Below are 18,972 nucleotides of genomic sequence, written 5' to 3'. Positions count from 1 at the left end.
TGTTTTTTTGACCCATTTTTTCTATCCTTTAAATTAAGAGCAAGTAAAAGTTAAGATATCATTAAGCAGATTCCAGTACTGAATTTTATGAAGTAAAAAAAGACGCTAATTCATGGTTTTTTTTCTAAAATATTGTCCTGTTTACAAGCTTTAAAAAGCTACAACTCTGCGAAAATTTTTTCTGAAAAGATTTATTCTGATTTACTTCAAATCCTACTTATAAGATATCTCTTAACTACACTTTAATTAGACTATGTTTACCTAAAGCCTTGTATATCAAAATAGCATATTTAATTACTTCATTGTAAAATTCCACAATCTGAGTAAGAATTATTTGGTGATCTACCTTAATTGATTGCCCACTAAATTTCGTATCCTATTAATACTACACTTACAGGTTTAGAAAGTAGATTCACTACTATTGAAACCAACTGAAAGTTCTTGTTTAAGAATGAATGATGACAGGATCCACTTCCTTAAGAATTTAAGTAAACATATATCAACACTATTGATGTTGCTATAGAATAAAATCTAACGTTTAGGTTGATATATCATGCAAATCGAACAAAATATGATAACAATTTAAAACGCATTTAATTTTAATTTGTATTTCACCGTATAATAATTAATATGCTTTTAGGGATAGATTATTTTATAGTAATCGCCTACATCGTAGGAATGTTATTACTAGGACTCTATTTTAAAAAATTCGTCAATAGCTCAGAAGATTATTTTCTTGGGGGTAAAAGCCTACCTTTTTGGGCAATAGGCATGTCTATTGTTGTATCTGATATTGGTGCTTTAGATTTTGTAGGTGTATCTGGCCAAGCATATCGGTATGGTATATCGGTAGGAAATTTTGATTGGGTTGGATCTGTACCTGCCATGTTATTAGCTGCTTTTATTTTTATACCATATTTTTGGCGCGGCGGTATGTATACCATTCCAGAATACTTAGGGCGACGGTATAATAAATCAGTACGTACCATAGCTTCTGTTACATGGATATTATTTTTCGCATTAGATCTAGGTGTGCTATTTTGGGCTAGTGCTGTATTATTAAATGTTCTTATGGGATGGCCAATTTGGATCTCGATTATTTCTACTGCGGGAGTAGTAGGTTTATATACATATTTTGGTGGTATAACCGCAGTAATAATGACAGATGTCGTCCAATTCGTTATCATGTTTATCGGTGGTTTTGCTCTCGTTTTCTTGAGTCTTTATGAAGTTGGAGGTTGGGATAATATGGTGGAAAAAATAGGCGAAATGGGACCCGAATATCAAAGCCATTTTGATATTATACAACCACAAGACACCAGCTCTCCCTTTCCTTGGACAGGAATTCTATTTGGTTTAACATTCGTAATGGCTAATGCTTACATGATAGGTAATCAATCTATAGTACAACGTTGCCTAACGGCTAAAAACGAATGGCACGCAAAAGCGAGTATGATTTTTGGTTCAGCGCTAAAAATGTTTATCCCTATATTAGTTTTGTTTCCTGGACTAATGGCTGTTGTAGTTCATCCAGAATTGGCAGATGGTGACCAAGCACTACCAATGATGATTAAATCTATTTTACCGCCCGGCTTAATTGGTCTTATGTTCGCCGCATTCTTTGCAGGACTAATGTCTAGTGTAGACTCATTATTAAATTCTACTGCAACCTTATTTACTAAGGACATATACGAACCATTTATTAAAAAAGGTGCAAATGATAAACATTATTTAAAAGTTGGTCAAATTACAACTCTAATATTATTATTTATAGGTGTAGCCACTTCACCAATTAGTAGCGATTTCCCAGGTATTTATGTGGCCATTCAAACATTTATGTCTTATTTCCAAGGACCTTTGTTTGCCATTCTGCTATTAGGTATTTTCTGGAAGAGAAGTACGCAATGGGGAGGCCTCTCTTCATTAATCATAGGAATCGGTTTCGCTGTATATCTAAACGTTTTTAAAGAGAATTTCTTCACTATCGAAGATCCATTCCTTTACATATCATGGTGGTCCTTTTTATTAGCTACAATTACAAACCTAATCGTTAGCTTAATAACAAAGAAACATTCTGAAGAACAATTACAAGGCTTAGTGTTTAGTTCAAAAATTTTGGTGAAAAATAAAACTCTATAATATGTTGAATTTTGATTGGCTCTCTGGCGTATCTCAAGAAACTGCTAAAATTATATTTCTAGCATTCTATGCAGTTATAGGTTTTTTAGTATTACTACTTCCTAAGGAATATGTATATCAGGGAATCCCTGAAGAAGATCGCCACTGGTGGAATAATCTCAAATTATGGTCTATTGTTGTTCTTCTTATTTTGGCATCGATCTACAGTAATTTTTAATCCAACAAGAATTAAGCATGAAAGCAAATGAAACAAATGCAAGAATAAAGGCTGCGCAAATTAATAATGCACTTGGTTTTTTCATTATAACTTTTGGTGTAATCATACTTTTCGCAATGATATTCACAGAAACTTTTTTACAACATATGGCAGATATGGTTGCTGGTTTACTTCTAATAACTATCGGAGGTGGTATGATGTGGAAAGCGAAATCTACCATCAAGAAATTGACATTAAATAATACTGATGATAACAAGTAACGAGCAGATGAAGTGCTATAAAATTGAATTACGAGATAATTGGAAAATTCAATCATCTAAAAAGGTTTCACAGACCGGTGTTGAGCTCTCATTAAATTCTGCAATTACAGAACATTGGATACCTACTCAAGTTCCTTCTACAGTTTTAGGTACGTTGACCATTAACCAGATCTATAAAGACCCATATTTTGGTGAAAATCTAAAACAAATTCCTGTAGAGGAGTTTGAAGTTCCTTGGTGGTATATAACTTCTTTCAATATTGATAATAACAAAACAAAACTCAATACTTCTTTAGATTTTGATGGTATAAACTATAAGGCAAATGTTTGGTTAAACGGAGAATTAATTGCCCATAGCAATGAGATAAATGGCGCTTATCGCACAGCTTCATTCGATATTAGCGAATATATCAAAACTGGCAAAAATCTATTAGCAATAGAGATTATCCCACCAAAGCCAGGAGATTTCAGTACTGGGTTTGTAGATTGGAATCCTGCCCCGCCCGATAGAAATATGGGCATCATTAGGCCTGTCAAACTACATTTATATAAAGGAGTAAAAATAAAACATCCCTTTGTCCAATCCAAAGTAGATCTTAAAAGTTTGAATTCTGCAGAACTTAAAATTACAGCTGAATTACAGAATACAACCAACAACACAATTTCAGGTAGCTTAATTGGTCAAATAGAAGATATATGGTTCGAAAAAGAAATTACTATAAAAGCAAATTCTTCTTTATTTATTGAATTTGAACCTTCAGTTTATTCTCAATTAAAATTAGAAAATCCAAGACTTTGGTGGCCATTTCATTTAGGAAATCCTGATCTCTACGACCTCAAGCTTTATTTTGAAATCGATAAAGAAGTAGCTGATACCGACATAATAAGGTTTGGCATCAGAGAAATCGAAGATTTTTGGCTTAACGATATTCATCGTGGTTATAAAATTAATGGTAAGAAAGTACTCATTAAAGGAGCAGGTTGGACCGATGATCTTTTTTTAATGGACACAGATTTTACTATAGAAGCTCAAGTAAAGTATGTGAGACAGATGAACTTAAACACCATTCGATTAGAAGGGATTTGGGGGAAAGATCATAAGCTATATAATCTGTGTGATGAACTCGGAATTTTAATAATGGTAGGATGGAGTTGTCATTGGGAGCACGAAATTCATATGGGCGTCCCCGTAAATGAGCGTTTTGGAGGTGTTTATAAACCAGAAGATATCGATCATGTAGCTCAAGCCTGGGAAGATCAAGTTATTTGGTTGCGCAATCATCCAAGCATATTTGTTTGGACCGTTGCTAGCGATAAAGTTCCAATTACTAAGTTAGAGGAAAAATATATTGATACGTTTAAAAAATATGATCCAACACGACCGTATTTAAATTCAACAGGAGGAGTTGGAAGTGATCTGCATATTATAGGGACTGAAGAGGTAGTAAGCGAAATTAGTGGTTCTTCTGGCGTTAAGATGTTAGGTCCTTACGCTTATACCGCACCTGTATATTGGTTTACCGATACCAATTTTGGTGGGGCTTATGGTTTTAATACCGAAACAGGCCCGGGAGCACAAATTCCTCAATTAGAAAGCTTAAATAAATTTATTCCAGATGACAAACTTTGGCCAATAAACGACGTTTGGAATTATCATTGTGGTCGCTATGAGTTTGCCGATCTGAGTAGATTTACAACTGCAATTAAAGAACGATATGGAAAGCCTTTAAATCTTGAAGAATTCAATATAAAGGCACAAGCCATGAACTATGAATTAATGCGCCCAATGTTTGAAGCTTTTCAAGTAAATAAAGAAAATTCAACTGGTATTATTCAATGGATGTTAAATGCTGCTTGGCCAAAGATGTATTGGCAGCTATATGATTATTATCTTATGCCGACAGCTGCTTTCTATGCCACACAAAAAGCCTGTTCTTCGCTACATCTAATCTATAATTATGGAGATCATCATATTTATGCGATTAACGATCAGTACCAATCGTTTAAAAGTTTAAAAGCTCGAATTCGTATTTATGACATTACATCTAAAATATTTATAGATCAAATTATTGAATTTGATATAGAAGCAGATGCTTCTATTCCTTTATATAAACTTTGTAATTTAGAAAATATTTCCACAACCTACTTTGTTGATTTACGAATTATTGAAGCAAATAATAAAGAACTTGATGTCAATTTTTATTGGTTATCTACCAAGGAAGAAGAATTAGACTATGAGGCTAATTTGGGAGAGTTTGCATTCCATACACCTAGTAAAGTCTATTCCGATTTCAATATGCTTAATAGCATAGAAAAGGTTGACATCGTTGTAGATTATCAACTAAAAGAACTTAAAAATCAACAAGAATTAACGGTTACCATAAATAACTCCAGCAACCTAATTGCTTTTTTTATAAATCTTAAATTACAGGATAAAGTTTCAGAAGCACCTATACTTCCTGTTTATTGGGAAGATAATTTTATTAGCCTACTTCCCCAAGAACAAAGAGTACTAAAAGTAAGATTTAAACATGACTCGGATGTAGCTCTAAAAGTCGAATCATGGAATTCAAAAACTATCAAATATGGAGAAATTAGCGATTAAAGGCGGTACTCCTTGCCGGGATATCACTAAACAACCTTGGCCTAAATGGCCTGTTTGGGGCAAAGAAGAAGAAACTGCACTTCTAGAAGTACTTCATAGTGGAGTTTGGTCTTATAATGGACCAAAAGAGACAGAGTTTAATAAACTTTTTGCCGAGTACACCGGTGTGAAACATGCTATCTGTACTGTAAATGGCACTATGACTTTACAAATTTCTCTTGAAGCTTTAGGCATTGGTATTGGAGATGAAGTAATTATTCCCGGTTTAACATGGCAAGCAACTGCAGCTACGGTAATAGATGTAAATGCCACACCTATATTAGTAGATGTCAACGAAGATAATTGGTGTATTGATCCGAAGGAAATTGAAAATGCAATTACACCTAGAACTAAGGCTATAATTCCTGTCCATTTATATGGAGCTTTTGCAGATATGGATGCTATTATAAATATTGCAAAAAAGCATAAGCTTTATGTAATTGAAGACTGCGCTCATAAACACGGAGGAGAATGGAATGGTAAAAAAGCTGGTAGTATCGGGGATATAGGAAGCTTTAGCTATCAGTTATCAAAACACTTAACAGCTGGCGAAGGCGGATCTGTAACCACAAATAACCCTGAATTAGCCGATAAATTAGATGCGTTAAGAAACTGCGGAAGAAAACCTGAGACTACTATTTTTAATCCTTTAGATAAAGGCGCAGGAGATTATGGAGACGACGATGGCAATTTTATTCAATCCGGTAATCTTCGAATAACTGAATTTCAAGCAGCAATTTTAATTGAAGGTTTAAAACGACTGCCTGCCCAAAATGCGAGGAGAAATACTAATGGGGAATATTTAAATTCACTCCTTGATCAAATACCTGGAATAGCTCCAATTGCTCGTGATAAAAGAGAAACTAAAAAAGCATACTTTAATTATGCTTTTAGATATTACAAAGATGATTTTAATGGTTTACCCGTTGCTACATTCAGGAAAGCATTAGAAGCTGAATTAGGGATTATTGTAGGTGCTAGTTACGAGCCACTTAATAATTGTTCCTTATATGTCCCTCACACGAAACCATCAAGATATAAATTAAACGACTCGTACTGGAAAGCTATCGACCCTAAAAGATTTTCATTACCCAAATGCGAACGTATTTTTAAAGAGCAATCGGTATGTATTCATCATAAAGCTTTGATGGGTACTAAAAAAGATGTGGAATTAATAGCCAAAGCAGTAAAAAAGATATATAATAATTCAAAAGAATTACTAGATTAAAAAATAAACTTCCCCAATTGTAAAAATAATTTTAAAATAGAAAAAGTATAAATCGAAATCCCACTTCGTTTAGGTATTTACTATATATCTTTTATCATTTTTCAGAAAACTCCTTCACATAATCAGGATTCGTTAAAGCATAGGTCGCAAATGAAAGAACAGATACTTGCAAAATAACCTAAGAATGAAAAGAATAAAAATTGCTCTTATAGGAACGGGTTATATATCCAACTATCACATTCGTGGATTAATGACGATACCTGAAGTAGAGATAGCAGCAGTAGTTTCTAAGCATTTAAGAAATGCTAAAAAATTTGCTGAAAGTTATGATATAGAAAAAGCATACTCTTCCATCATTCCTATCATTAAAGATACCAGCATTGATGCTGTTATCATTAGTACTCCTAATGTTTTCCATGCACCATATGCCATTGAATTTCTTAAAAACGGAAAAGATGTTTTTCTAGAAAAGCCGATGGCTATGAATACTGAAGAGGGGGAAAATATTTGTACTACAGCTAAAGAAACAAAACATTTAGTAATGATTGGCCATATGTGGCGCTTTGATGAGGATGCTAAATTTATCAAGCAAAGTATTGCTAATGGAAAACTTGGCCGAATATTTAAAACAAAGGGATATGGAATTCATGAAAATTGGGGACCTAGTGGCTGGTTTATAGAGAAAAAACTGGCTGGAGGTGGTGCTCTGGCCGATATGGGAATCCATGCTATTGATACTATTAGATATTTGCTTGGTGATCCTAATCCTGTACAAGTATATGCAAAAATCACTACTAATTTTGGCGATTATGATGTTGATGATACAGCAATAATACTTATCACCTGGGATAATGGAACAGAAAGTATAATAGAAAGTGGATGGTGGCAACCACATATGGACGGTCCTGAAGCAAGTAGCGCTATTTTTGGCACCAAAGGATATGCAAGCCTTTTTCCTACATTCTTAAAATTGAAAAAAGGAGAGGCATCCGAGCAATTAATTTCAAAGACTACTAGAAAAAAAGAACATTGTGATCAATTAATATACACCCGGCAAATGCAATACTTTATAGAATGCATAAAGACAAGAACACAACCTTCTCCTGGCTTAAAAGAAGGTTTAGTTACACTTAAAATTATTGATGCAGCTTATGCATCAGCAAAAAAAAGAACGGTTATAAACTTATAGAAAATGAGTATTGTAGATAATTTTAAATATGCTATTGGTATAGATTTAGGTGGAACTTTTGTTAAATCGGCCTTAGTATGTGAAACAGGAGCCATTAGATTTACTGATATACTTCCCATTGGTACGCAGGCTACAAAAGATGATATTTTAGATACCATAGAACAAATTATTCAAACAACGCTTTTCGAGTCTTTTGAAAAGAAACTAGAAGTAGTTGGTATAGGGATAGGCACACCTGGTATAGTATTTAAAGGTATAGTTATTGGCGCAGCAGATAATCTTCAAGGCTGGGAAAATATAGATCTAGCTGGACATTTTTCGAATCTTTTTAAGCTACCTGTAAGTGTAGATAATGATGCAAATTTAATGGGATATGGCGAATTACATTATGGTGCTGCAAGAGGATCTAGTGATGTTATATGTCTAACAATCGGTACAGGTATTGGTGGCGCAATCATTATTAATGGCGCTATATATAGTGGTTATAAAAGTAGAGGAGGTGAACTAGGCCATATCGTGGTGGAACATAATGGAATAGATTGTAATTGTGGCGGCAAAGGCTGTCTTGAAGCATATGCTTCCACTTCAGTAATGATTAAGAGGTATATTGAATTATCAGGAAATCAAGAAGATAATATAGACGGACTTTACATCATTAAAAAATTTAAGCAGAATGATAATTTTGCTATTGAATGTATTAAAGAACATACCGAATATTTAGGACATGGTATAGCATCTTTCATCAATACATTTGCTCCTCAAAAAATTGTTATTGGAGGAGGAATTTCTGATGCTGGCCAGTTCTATATAGAAATGATAAAAAAGGTAGCATTCAAAAACATGATGCCAGATTGTGGAGGTCATACAGAAATCGTAGGTGCTCAACTTGGAAATATTGCCGGCAGTTTAGGAGCAGCAGCTATGGCATTCGCAAAAACAGACGGAAAGCATCGATTTAGTATCTTTTAATAGTCAAGACGCGTTTTGCAACAATTCTATCTTTTAATATTTTGTTTTAACTGCTTTTTAAATAAATAATTACTTTAGATTTAAAATAAAATTTAGAGATGCGAAAAATATTCATATTAATGGCAATGGTTTTAGGTAATCTTGTTATAGCTCAAAATGAACAAGTAATTTATGATTACCAGGTAGAAGATATTAGCGGAAAAGAATTTGATCTTAGCTCTTTAAAAGGTAAAAAAGTAATGATAGTAAATACCGCTAGTAAATGTGGTTTCACTCCGCAGTACGCTTCTCTACAGAAATTGTACGAACAATATAAGTTTGATGATTTTGTGATTATTGGTTTCCCTTCTAATGATTTTGGTAATCAAGAACCTGGAAGTAATGAAGAAATCGAAGAATTTTGTCAGCAAAATTATGGAGTAGATTTTCCGATGATGTCGAAGATTACTGTCAAAGGAAAAGACATGCATCCACTATATAAATTCCTAACACAAAAGAAGAAAAACGGATTTAAAGATTCTGAAGTAAAATGGAATTTTCAAAAATATTTAATCGATGAGAATGGAAAATTAGTGGCTGTATTGGAGTCAAACAAACTTCCAAATGATCCTGAAGTTATCAACTGGATCAGTGAGTAGAAATTCTCCTTAAAATCATATTTTACTTTTTAAATATGGCTGTCTTTCAAAAGCACTCAGCAGAATTCAAATTACCAAAAATTACCCACCCTAATTAAAATATACTTTCATTAAGATTTGTGAAATAAGTTCAATTCACGAATATCTTTTTCAACGAACAGAAATAATATCAGGGAAGCCACATATTACCGGAGCTGCTCCACCTATTCATCATATCATAATCGGCAAAAATCAATGTTTTTTTTTTGAATGATCGGTGGATAATTTTTCTTTTTGACTACTAAATAAATTAAATGCGTCAAGCGAAAGGTTATGGGAATAAACGATTATTTATCTAAAAAGAATGACTTGAAATCCTATTTTCGCACCTATTTATAATATAATTAAGAAATGAAAATAGCACCATTTTTTACGGTATTAGCTTTAAGTCTCCTATTCGCGCGTAAAGAAAATAAATCCCAAGAAATATTTAAAACCGAATTTCAATCTATAATTGACTCAAATAATGTAAAAGGTTCTATTCTAATTTACGACCTAAAAAAAGATTTATTCTATTCAAATAATTTTGACTGGGCCAAAATTGGGCGTTTACCTGCTTCAACTTATAAAATTCCACATTCTATCATAGCTTTAGAAACTAATGTTGTAGAAAATGATAGTACACTTTTCAAATGGAATGGTGAAAAGAGAGCTTATAAAATATGGGAGCAAGATTTAATATTGAGAGATGCATTTCAATATTCTTGCGTCCCTTGTTATCAAGAAATTGCTAACAAAATTGGTGAAAAAAGAATGAATGGATATCTCAACAAATTACAATTCGGAGATATGGATGTTAATTCAGTAAACTTGGATCTTTTCTGGCTAGAAGGAGAATCAAATATCACTCAGTTTCAGCAGATAGATTTTTTAAAACGGTTTATTAATTCAGAATTGCAAATTTCGAAAAGAACTGAACAGATTCTAAAACGAATAGCAATTATTGAAGAAAATGACGAATACGAGTTTTACGGAAAAACTGGACTATCGATTAGAAATGGAAATAATAACGGTTGGTTTGTAGGTTATCTTAAATCTGAAGAGGATACTTATATTTTTGCTACTAATATAGAACCTATCGAAAATACGGACAATGCATCATTTCTAAAGGCAAGAAAGAATATTACACTCGAAGCTTTAGAATATATTAGATAAAGCCAATTGACGGTATGGATTTCATAATACCCAAATCAATATCGATGACCGCCCCCCCAATCAAAAAAGATCATTTTTAAAAGAAAATATTTGGCAGTCTTTAGGCTGATTAAGACTACATCTCTAAGAAACTGATTACATTACTATTTGATCAGGGACTAACATTTATTAACTGTAATACGCAATAATATGAAGAATGTGCAGATGATTATGCGCGATAAAATCCTATTGCGAAAGAGTTCAGTCATTTGAATAGGACTGGAAAGCTAATACTACAGCACACAGAAGCTGACGATGGTTGCACTGTCCAACCCTATTGGATACTTGGGGTAATGACGGAGAAAAAACTAGGCAATATTTTCCTTTTAATTCCTAATTTTTGAAAACATTCTTGATACACGCCAAAACCATTTTGATAGTGGATTTACTGGAAATCTAAATGATCCTGATTTTCGGGATATTTACGCTCCATTTGATGGTTTCGTAATTACTGCTAGATTTAAACTAACATTACAACCCCACATTTTGATTATAAGCGATTTATAATAATTCACTTTCCTATCCTGTAAAATTACATAAAACTTACATTGAAGCTACTATGTTTTAAACGCAACAAAATTGCATTTATTATTGCATTTTTGTTGCGTTTATGATTAAGAAAAACTATTCTTGCAAAAAAATATCCGATGACTAAATTTTATTTAAAAAGCATTTTCCTGCTGGCAGGTATGCTATTGTTTTTCGCTTGTGATAGCGATGATGACTTCATGGTAGATAACTCCAAAAAAGATGAGCCTGAAAAATTAGATCCAGTAGGCTATCTCGCGCCATTGCAGATTCCAGATACCATCAAATTAACCTATGGTAGTAATTTCAGAGGTTCATTACCTGAAGAATATCAATCTCAAAATGTACATTTTGAACTAAAATTTGAGAATGAAAATATTGCCATTACTACTGAAAAAACCTTGCAAGATGTTCTTCCGCAAGGAATTTATATTGATTCTACTGCTAACGAATTAATTATGGATAGTCAGCAGTTATATCCTAATAAATTTAGTTCTTCTATTAACGGTAGTAGATTGCCAGAAGCCTATATTATTACACTAACGGCAAATGCAGAAACATATTTACCAGTTAGTAAAACATTTTATATTAAAATACGTACTGCTTCCCTTCAGATTGAAGAGTTGGATAACGATCTTGATATTCCTTTTTCCTATCAAATGTACAGTGATGCAGCTTCAACAGCATTTCACATTTCTGCGGAAGATTTAAATTTAGAAAACACACAATGGAATTTACACCAGAATGGTAGACCCGATCAAAAAGTCTTACTTAATGAAAATGTAATTACCTTTGCGGAAAATCCAGGAGATCCGGAACAAAAAGCAGAATGGACTTATGATTTAATTTCTTCTTTAGAACGTGATGGATTTACACTGGCCAGAAGACAATTTCGTGTGAGATTTATTCCCGAAATAAAATTTCTATACGGAATGTATTATCCCGATCTTGATTTAACCATATCAACCAATAGGTTGCATATAGGTTTACACCAAAACTATCAATCTGCTGCTCCGCAAATTTATCCTGAAAAATATAAAGAATCTTTTTCCATACTTTCCATAGAAAAAGATGGAAATAATTTTGACAATTCAGAAGGAGTAATTTCTATAGATGCTGAAACAGGAAAAGTTAGCGTTGCACATAACCATAGCTTAACTGAAGGCGAATATATAATAAAGATAGAAGCGCAAACAACAACAAGTTTTACTTTTGAAGCGGAGCTAATTTTAGTGATGACCGAGGTGAATGATGATGGTCACCAGCATTAAAAGTTCATTTCTATAATTTTAAACAAAAGCAGGCAATATGCCTGCTTTTGTTTTTATACTCAGTAGATGATCTATCAGGACTTTTTTTTGATTAATATAAAGCTTAATTTTACATTATAAATTTCAAGAAAATGGGCACTGTTGAAGAGAAGAAAACTAGAAATACTAAACATCAACAAGCAGTATTAGACCTTTTACAAAGAGCAAAGAAAACACTTACTGCAGACGAAATAAAAGAACAAATAGAAGCAAATATTAATAAAACTACGGTCTACCGAATGTTAGATCGTTTTATAGATGCCGGTAAAATTCATTTTGTTACAGGACAAAATGGAAAATCATACTATGCACTATGCAAAGATTGTAAAGAAGAGCCAGTACAGCATATTCATAATCATTTGCATTTTCAATGTGAAAACTGCGGAAATGTAGAGTGCCTACCAGAAACCTTAGACGTTCCTAGACTTAAAGATTACAAAATTAAAGAAACACAACTATTGCTAATTGGCATCTGCAAAACTTGCGTGACTAAGAACACTTAAACTTCAATAGTAAAATAAGTTCAAAATAATATTAATGCAACTTAATTGCTTTAATTAAAAATCTTTTATACATTTGGTATACATTACACCAAATAGTATGAAAAAACTCCCGGTTACAGTACTTAGCGGATTTTTAGGAGCAGGAAAAACGACACTTTTAAACCATTTACTTCACAATCGTGAAGGAATGAAGCTCGCCGTAATCGTAAACGATATGAGCGAAATTAATATCGATGCTCAACTTGTCGAAAATCAGCATACACTTTCTAAAACGGAAGAAAAGTTAGTTGAGATGAGTAATGGTTGTATCTGCTGTACACTTCGGGAAGATCTAATGATCGAAGTAGAACGTCTGGCTGGAGATGGTAGGTTTGACTATTTAATCATAGAAAGTACAGGTATTTCTGAACCTATTCCAGTAGCCCAAACATTTAGTTTTGAAGATGAATTAGGTCATTTCAATTTAAAAAATATTAGTTATATAGATTGTATGCTCACTGTAGTCGATGCATTCAACTTTTTAAACGATTTTTCTAGCGCTTCTCTTTTAAGAGATCGTCAATTAGCCAGCGATGAGGAAGACCAAAGAAGCATAGTTAATTTACTAACCGACCAAATAGAATTTGCGAATGTCATTCTTATTAATAAGATAGACTTAGTCACCGCTGAAGAATTGCAGCGTATTAAAACCTTCGTAAAAGCACTAAATCCAGACGCTAAAATAATACAAGCGAAAAACGCTGAAATTGATTATAATGAGGTAATCAATACTGGAAGCTTTGATTTTGAAAAAGCCGAAGCTTCTGCTGGATGGATAAAAGAACTGGAAAATGAACATATTCCAGAAACTGAAGAATATGGGATCACGTCACTAACTTTTAAGCAACACCTCCCCTTCCATCCAGAGCGCTTGTTTCAGTTCTTAATGCATAATTTTCCGCAAGGAATTATAAGAAGTAAAGGTTTATTTTGGTTAGCATCCCGTCCCGAACAGGCATTGATTTGGAGCAGCGCCGGAGGATCATTTAAGGCCGACCCTGCAGGTGTTTGGTGGGCATCCATGCCATTTACTGAGCTTATCGATCATCCTGCATTTATGGAAAATCAGGACACTATAGAACAAGATTGGGATACCGATTTTGGTGATCGTAAAAATGAATTGGTTTTTATCGGAATAAAATACGATAAAAGCGAATTAGAAGATAGTTTAAAATCTTGTATTCTTAGTGAAGATGAATTAGAAGCATGGCAGTTAGGCAATCTTCAACTTCATGATTGCTGGCCCGTTTAAATCAAATAACACAGTACAAGGTTATCATTAAATAGCAAAATAAAATCTAGATATGAAATATAGAATCTTAACAATATATGCCGCATTAGCTCTAATTAGCTTTTCGTCTTGTAAGAATGAGCAAAAAGAAGAAAAGGAAAAGGATAAAACTGAAGAATTATCTAAGAATAATGCAGAACAGCAAATAAGTATTGAACCTTTAGAAGAATCCCCGGCATATAAGGATTCAGGTTTAAAACTTACTTTTCCCGAAAACAATCAATTCAGTAAGAATAATATTGCATTTAAATTTGAAGTTGAAAATTATCAACTAGGAGTACAGACATCAAAGAATGAAATAACTTCCAAACTTGCGAATTCCAACAAAGGACAACATATTCATTTTATTGTAGATAACGATCCATATTCTGCTCATTACGAAACTGAATTCTCTAAAGATTTATCTGATGGCACCCACCATATTGTAGCCTTTTTAAGCAGATCTTATCACGAATCGGTAAAAAACGACCAATCATTTATTACTAAGACAATCAAAATTGGTGATAATCCTGATACAAGATCTAAGGTAGATTTCAATAAACCTACATTAATTTATAGCCGACCTAAAGGAGAATATGTTGGAGAAGACACTAAAAATGTATTACTCGATTTCTTCTTATTGAATACTTCCCTTGCTGAAGATGGCAATTATGTAAAAGCAACAATTAATGATTCAACTTTTGAAATCACTAAATGGCAACCTTATATTATAAAGGGATTATCTAAAGGTGAGGTTCATATTAGACTTCAGCTTTTTGACCAAAATAATCAACCTATTGAAGGGGAATATAACGACGTTGCTAGAAGCGTAGTATTAAAGTAAATCATCTTTAAAATGCCGGTGAAGTTATATATATGGTTGGTTTTGTGATTATTACTCGACCACCTTCGCCGGTTATTTTTAAATGAAAAGTAAAGTATTTCAAGAAACCCTTCTACTTTTTAAATTTTTCATTAAAATCTTTTCAGTTAGTATATCAAGATATAATACTCATGATAATAAAATCTTGATATACTCTTCGTTAAGATCAAAAGTTATCTTCAACTTCAGCAGATTGTAGCATAAAATCATGAAGTTCATAATTTTTAACGAAAGGTTTGAGCTGGTCGCTTCCAGGTCCAAAAGCTGCCTACTCTACATAATCTCCAGAGTGATCCATACTTATCCATCCTATAGAAGTGTACTTCTTTTGCATTTCAGCAATCGGAACGTAAGGCAGATTCCCTGTATTATATAAGCCACCGTTATTCTTATTGTAATAATTCAGTAATACTTTGGCTTCTTCTTCAGTAATCGTCTTATCTCCATTGGCATTAGCTACAATTTCACGAATGGATGAAAAAGAATTCGCACTTCTTTTAATTTGCTGAAGCAACCAATCATTAGTATGTGTGAAATTTTGCAAATGGCTGAAATTTTTATCCACTTCGTGACTTTTAATAAGACCGGGATTGGCGTTTCCGTGGTCTGTTGTAATAATTACCAAAGTTTCACCATCTGCTTCAGCAAAATCCATAACTTCTTTAATTGCTTCATCAAATGCAATTTGATCGTAAAGTAAAGCTGCTGCATCATTAGCATGTGCAGCCCAATCAACTTTCCCGCCTTCAATCTGTAAAACAAAACCTGCTTCATTTTTTTGAGAAAGATGCCTGATTGCATATTTAGACATTTCAGCTAACGTTGGGGTTGATTTTTCTAATTCATGATCATTCGATCTATCCAATGCATATGGTAGTCCGCCATCAGCAAAAACTCCAAGGATTTTTGTTCTGATTTCGATTCGATTAAATCTTTCCGATTTCTAAAAACAGAAAAGTCTTTCTGTTTAAAACTTGCGTAAACATTCTTTCCGTCTGCTCTTCTATCTGAAGAAAAATATTCGTTACCTCCACCCATCATCACATCAAATTCCAGATCAAGATATTTTAAAGCGATAGCCTCTTGATCTCCACGCTCCTTTTGCATCACAGAAAAACCTGCTGGCGTAGCATGAGTAATCGGTACCGTAGTCACGCAACCTACTTTTTTTCCAGATTTCTTAAATTTCTGAAGAATCGGCAAGTGTTCTTCACCATTTGCCGAAATATTTAATGATCCATTAGGCACTCGCTTTCCACCACCCCATGACGAGCTCCCCGCAGCAGAATCAGTTACCAACGAGTCCGCAGAAGCTGTATCCATTAAGGCCCTACTTATTTTTTCCTCACGATATAAATCTAACCAGTAACTTCCTTTTCCATTCTTAATTTGCAAAAGCCTATCTGCCATCTTCATAGTACCCGTACTCATCCCGTCACTTACCATGAATATGACATTCTTTGCCTTTTTAGAATTGAAATTATTTTCGCCTTTCATCAAAATATCTGGATGAAATTGGCTTATAAGGCTTCCAAAAGCAAAAAAGCTACTGTTTTTAAAAAAATCTCTTCTTTTCATTTAACGCATTTTAGTTGCGTTAAATATAATCTGTTTTTTACTAGTTTATATTAACTAGAGGTTAAATTAGATTTGTTCGTTATTATCTAAAAATTCTTAGCTCAAATAATATTTTTCCATAATCTAATGTGCATAAGCATATTGCGACCATTTTTCATTAAGGAAAACGAATCATTATTTTAGCGCACTTTTTGAATGAAATCGCCTAAAACATGGTTCTAAAAATTAAAGGTGAATTGAAATAATATCCAGTAGTTTTTGCTTGATACATCGCATAGCTGCTCCATTCTAACTTACACTTAAAGCCCATTATTTTACGAGTTTTAAAGGGAAAACTGCTTAGTGGGAGTTATAGATTATTTGTTTTTAATTATCTCTTTTACAGCAATAATTCACGCATTCAAAATGCAAATAGATACTGGATTAAAATTGCACTGTGGAAAAATTGGATATTTATCCCTCACCATCATGGATGAATCACTTCAAACCGAATACCTAAAAGAGTGGTTTATTTGTTTACCTACCGTCATCCTGATCGCTCTTCATTTTTATAATCTGAAAAATTGTAAATGTGCTACAGATAAATGTTGTGCAATATATTAATAAGGTGCGGCCATACAGGATAAAGATTAATAAATGAAATACCTTATATTTCATTTTTCTTTTAACATCTCTAATGAGATAAGGCCCTGCAAATATAGCCGCATACAGAGAGGATTGGAGATTGGCTTAGTTTCAATATAACTCCTGGAATCTAAAATAAATGTATTGGATTTGCGAATATTATATTCTTTGAAAATAGACAAAACTAAAAAAACCACACAATTCCTAGGATTTGCGTGGTTTTGTAATCATTTATCTTCTTCAAAAGTGACCTCGGCAGGATTCACCGCTGTCTGTAAAGCCCCATAAATGCTAGTGTCTATTTTTCATGTTGACGATCTGTGAACTTTAAAATTGAATTCATTTGATTCGTCTTGATAAAGATAGTAAACTATTTTCCTCCGAAATAATTTCAATGAATTTAAAATAATATTTTCGTTTTTTTAAAAGTTAAATACTTAGAAAAGTAATTCAAAAAGAAAAGCTTACTTCCCAATATCTGCATTTCAGTTTTCAATTTCCGCACTTCAATAAGATTACGCCCAATATAACCAGGAAAGGACTCTAGTTTTGGCGTGGATAATCGTCAAAAAAAAGCAAATGAAGTGCTTAACGCATAAAAAACAAAATATGCTGCTTTGGTTGTTAACAGTGCTATTTTTCATTCAAAGCTGTAAAAACTCCAACAGTGAACCAGAACAACAAGCTGAAGCAATGCAGGCAGAGCTAATAACCCTACAGCCCTCTGATGCCGTCATTGAGAAATCATTCCCGGCAAGTTTACAGGGAAAAGATAACATCCAAATCCGCCCACAGATCAGTGGTTATATTGATAAGATCTTAGTGGACGAAGGGGCTTACGTAAACCAAGGGCAAACTTTATTTCATATCAACGCAAGTGTATATCGCGAACAAAAAAATAACGCGTTGGCCGCTTTGTCTATGGCAAAATCGCAATTGGAATCCGCACAACTTGAACTAGACAAATATAAAATCCTTAGCGAAAACAAGGTGGTCGCCGATTTTCAATATCAAAAGGCTAAAGCCACTTATGAAAATGCTAAAGCAGCCGTCAATCAACAGCAGGCCCTGGTCGCTTCTGCTGATGTTAATCTTGGATTTACAGTAGTGAAAGCCCCGGTAAGTGGTTATATAGGTCGTATTCCCAACCGTCAGGGAGCTCTTGTAGGGCCTAATGACACCCAGCCGCTGACCACCCTTTCGCAGGTGAGCGAAATCTATGCCTATTTCTCGCTTCCAGAAAATGAAATCCTGAAAATCAATGCCAATCGTTCGGGTGAAAACTTACTAGAGAAACTGAAAAGTTTTCAGGATGTAAGCCTGTTACTCGCAGATGGAAGCCTTTACAAGCATCAGGGTAAAATAGATATGATGGACGGACAATTCGATCCGACCACAGGTTCCGTGATGCTTCGTGCCTCATTTCTCAATCCGGAGGGCTTGTTAAGAACCGGAAATACAGGAAGGATTGTTTTAAAAACAACAGAACACAACGTTTATAAGATTCCGCTTCTGGCAACCTATGAATTACAGGACAAACTTATGGTAGGCCTACTGGACAAATCTAACCAAATGCAACGTGTAGCCTTGAAGGATTATGTGAAATCAGGGGATTTTTATATTGTAAAATCTGGCTTTAATCCCGGCAACCGAATTATCGCCAATGAACTGGCATCAGTTCCTGAAAATGCCACCATAACTCCAAAAACCAACCCCTAAG

At 33.7% G+C, this 18,972-nt stretch carries 14 protein-coding genes and 2 pseudogenes; 15 read left to right on the top strand and 1 reads right to left on the bottom strand.

Translation table 11 applies throughout. The features are described from left to right. Positions 1-630 precede the first annotated feature (630 nt). From QWY91_RS18800 to QWY91_RS18740, 14 genes and pseudogenes are all read left to right on the top strand, one after another. Positions 631-2,139: a sodium:solute symporter family protein gene (locus tag QWY91_RS18800; protein ID WP_290237032.1), complete on the top strand. Its 1,509-nt coding sequence runs from the start codon at positions 631-633 to the stop codon at positions 2,137-2,139. Between the two features lies 1 nt (position 2,140). Beyond that, a complete protein-coding gene (locus QWY91_RS18795) occupies positions 2,141-2,356 on the top strand; it encodes a hypothetical protein (protein WP_290237031.1) in 216 nt (71 codons plus the stop codon). A gap of 17 nt (positions 2,357-2,373) precedes the next feature. Further along, positions 2,374-2,616 carry a hypothetical protein gene (locus tag QWY91_RS18790; RefSeq protein WP_290237030.1) on the top strand — a complete coding sequence of 81 codons (243 nt, stop codon included), beginning with the start codon at positions 2,374-2,376 and terminating at the stop codon, positions 2,614-2,616. Then, the gene (locus QWY91_RS18785) at positions 2,603-5,221 is read left to right on the top strand and encodes a glycoside hydrolase family 2 protein (RefSeq protein WP_290237029.1); all 2,619 of its coding nucleotides are present in this window, start codon (positions 2,603-2,605) and stop codon (positions 5,219-5,221) included. The genes QWY91_RS18790 and QWY91_RS18785 overlap by 14 nt, the downstream gene beginning before the upstream one ends. Continuing rightward, positions 5,202-6,488 carry a DegT/DnrJ/EryC1/StrS family aminotransferase gene (locus QWY91_RS18780; RefSeq protein ID WP_290237028.1) on the top strand — a complete coding sequence of 429 codons (1,287 nt, stop codon included), beginning with the start codon at positions 5,202-5,204 and terminating at the stop codon, positions 6,486-6,488. Before QWY91_RS18785 ends, QWY91_RS18780 begins: the two co-directional genes overlap by 20 nt. A gap of 184 nt (positions 6,489-6,672) precedes the next feature. Continuing rightward, positions 6,673-7,677, top strand: a complete 1,005-nt coding sequence (locus tag QWY91_RS18775) for a Gfo/Idh/MocA family protein (protein WP_290237027.1) — start codon at positions 6,673-6,675, stop codon at positions 7,675-7,677. 3 nt (positions 7,678-7,680) lie between these two features. Beyond that, positions 7,681-8,646: an ROK family protein gene (locus QWY91_RS18770; protein WP_290237026.1), complete on the top strand. Its 966-nt coding sequence runs from the start codon at positions 7,681-7,683 to the stop codon at positions 8,644-8,646. A 98-nt stretch (positions 8,647-8,744) separates the two neighbouring features. Continuing rightward, positions 8,745-9,284 carry a glutathione peroxidase gene (locus QWY91_RS18765; protein WP_290237025.1) on the top strand — a complete coding sequence of 180 codons (540 nt, stop codon included), beginning with the start codon at positions 8,745-8,747 and terminating at the stop codon, positions 9,282-9,284. 390 nt (positions 9,285-9,674) lie between these two features. Beyond that, on the top strand, positions 9,675-10,478 hold the full coding sequence (blaOXA, locus tag QWY91_RS18760) for a class D beta-lactamase (protein ID WP_290237024.1): 804 nt from the start codon (positions 9,675-9,677) through the stop codon (positions 10,476-10,478). 28 nt (positions 10,479-10,506) lie between these two features. Next, positions 10,507-10,727 (top strand): annotated as a pseudogene (locus QWY91_RS19410) (transposase); the annotation flags it as partial. 437 nt (positions 10,728-11,164) lie between these two features. Further along, positions 11,165-12,316, top strand: a complete 1,152-nt coding sequence (locus QWY91_RS18755) for a hypothetical protein (RefSeq protein WP_290237023.1) — start codon at positions 11,165-11,167, stop codon at positions 12,314-12,316. 131 nt (positions 12,317-12,447) lie between these two features. Next, positions 12,448-12,858 carry a Fur family transcriptional regulator gene (locus tag QWY91_RS18750; protein WP_290237022.1) on the top strand — a complete coding sequence of 137 codons (411 nt, stop codon included), beginning with the start codon at positions 12,448-12,450 and terminating at the stop codon, positions 12,856-12,858. A gap of 97 nt (positions 12,859-12,955) precedes the next feature. Beyond that, positions 12,956-14,149: a GTP-binding protein gene (locus QWY91_RS18745; RefSeq protein ID WP_290237021.1), complete on the top strand. Its 1,194-nt coding sequence runs from the start codon at positions 12,956-12,958 to the stop codon at positions 14,147-14,149. 52 nt (positions 14,150-14,201) lie between these two features. Beyond that, entirely contained in the window at positions 14,202-15,011 is an 810-nt protein-coding gene (locus QWY91_RS18740) for a hypothetical protein (RefSeq protein ID WP_290237020.1), read from the top strand. Between the two features lie 205 nt (positions 15,012-15,216). On the opposite strand, the pseudogene QWY91_RS18735 reads toward QWY91_RS18740, so the two are convergent. Beyond that, a pseudogene (locus QWY91_RS18735) lies at positions 15,217-16,628 on the bottom strand (alkaline phosphatase). Positions 16,629-17,831: 1,203 nt separating this feature from the next. Here QWY91_RS18735 and QWY91_RS18730 point away from each other — a divergent pair. Continuing rightward, complete coding sequence (locus tag QWY91_RS18730; protein ID WP_290237019.1) at positions 17,832-18,971, top strand: efflux RND transporter periplasmic adaptor subunit; 1,140 nt, start codon at positions 17,832-17,834, stop codon at positions 18,969-18,971. Position 18,972 lies beyond the last annotated feature (1 nt).

Origin of the sequence: Zunongwangia endophytica, from assembly GCF_030409505.1 — a bacterium.
Lineage (GTDB): Bacteria > Bacteroidota > Bacteroidia > Flavobacteriales > Flavobacteriaceae > Zunongwangia > Zunongwangia endophytica.
The sequence above is the reverse complement of the archived record's forward strand: the minus strand, read 5'-3'. Positions and strand labels throughout refer to the sequence as shown.

Coding starts and splice junctions, on each gene's coding strand:
- QWY91_RS18775 (WP_290237027.1), top strand. CDS start 6,673: ATGAAAAGAATAAAAATTGCTCTTATAGGAACGGGTTATATATCCAAC.
- QWY91_RS18795 (WP_290237031.1), top strand. CDS start 2,141: ATGTTGAATTTTGATTGGCTCTCTGGCGTATCTCAAGAAACTGCTAAA.
- QWY91_RS18745 (WP_290237021.1), top strand. CDS start 12,956: ATGAAAAAACTCCCGGTTACAGTACTTAGCGGATTTTTAGGAGCAGGA.
- QWY91_RS18800 (WP_290237032.1), top strand. CDS start 631: ATGCTTTTAGGGATAGATTATTTTATAGTAATCGCCTACATCGTAGGA.
- QWY91_RS18740 (WP_290237020.1), top strand. CDS start 14,202: ATGAAATATAGAATCTTAACAATATATGCCGCATTAGCTCTAATTAGC.
- QWY91_RS18750 (WP_290237022.1), top strand. CDS start 12,448: ATGGGCACTGTTGAAGAGAAGAAAACTAGAAATACTAAACATCAACAA.
- QWY91_RS18730 (WP_290237019.1), top strand. CDS start 17,832: ATGAAGTGCTTAACGCATAAAAAACAAAATATGCTGCTTTGGTTGTTA.
- QWY91_RS18790 (WP_290237030.1), top strand. CDS start 2,374: ATGAAAGCAAATGAAACAAATGCAAGAATAAAGGCTGCGCAAATTAAT.
- QWY91_RS18770 (WP_290237026.1), top strand. CDS start 7,681: ATGAGTATTGTAGATAATTTTAAATATGCTATTGGTATAGATTTAGGT.
- QWY91_RS18785 (WP_290237029.1), top strand. CDS start 2,603: ATGATAACAAGTAACGAGCAGATGAAGTGCTATAAAATTGAATTACGA.
- QWY91_RS18765 (WP_290237025.1), top strand. CDS start 8,745: ATGCGAAAAATATTCATATTAATGGCAATGGTTTTAGGTAATCTTGTT.
- QWY91_RS18755 (WP_290237023.1), top strand. CDS start 11,165: ATGACTAAATTTTATTTAAAAAGCATTTTCCTGCTGGCAGGTATGCTA.
- blaOXA (WP_290237024.1), top strand. CDS start 9,675: ATGAAAATAGCACCATTTTTTACGGTATTAGCTTTAAGTCTCCTATTC.
- QWY91_RS18780 (WP_290237028.1), top strand. CDS start 5,202: ATGGAGAAATTAGCGATTAAAGGCGGTACTCCTTGCCGGGATATCACT.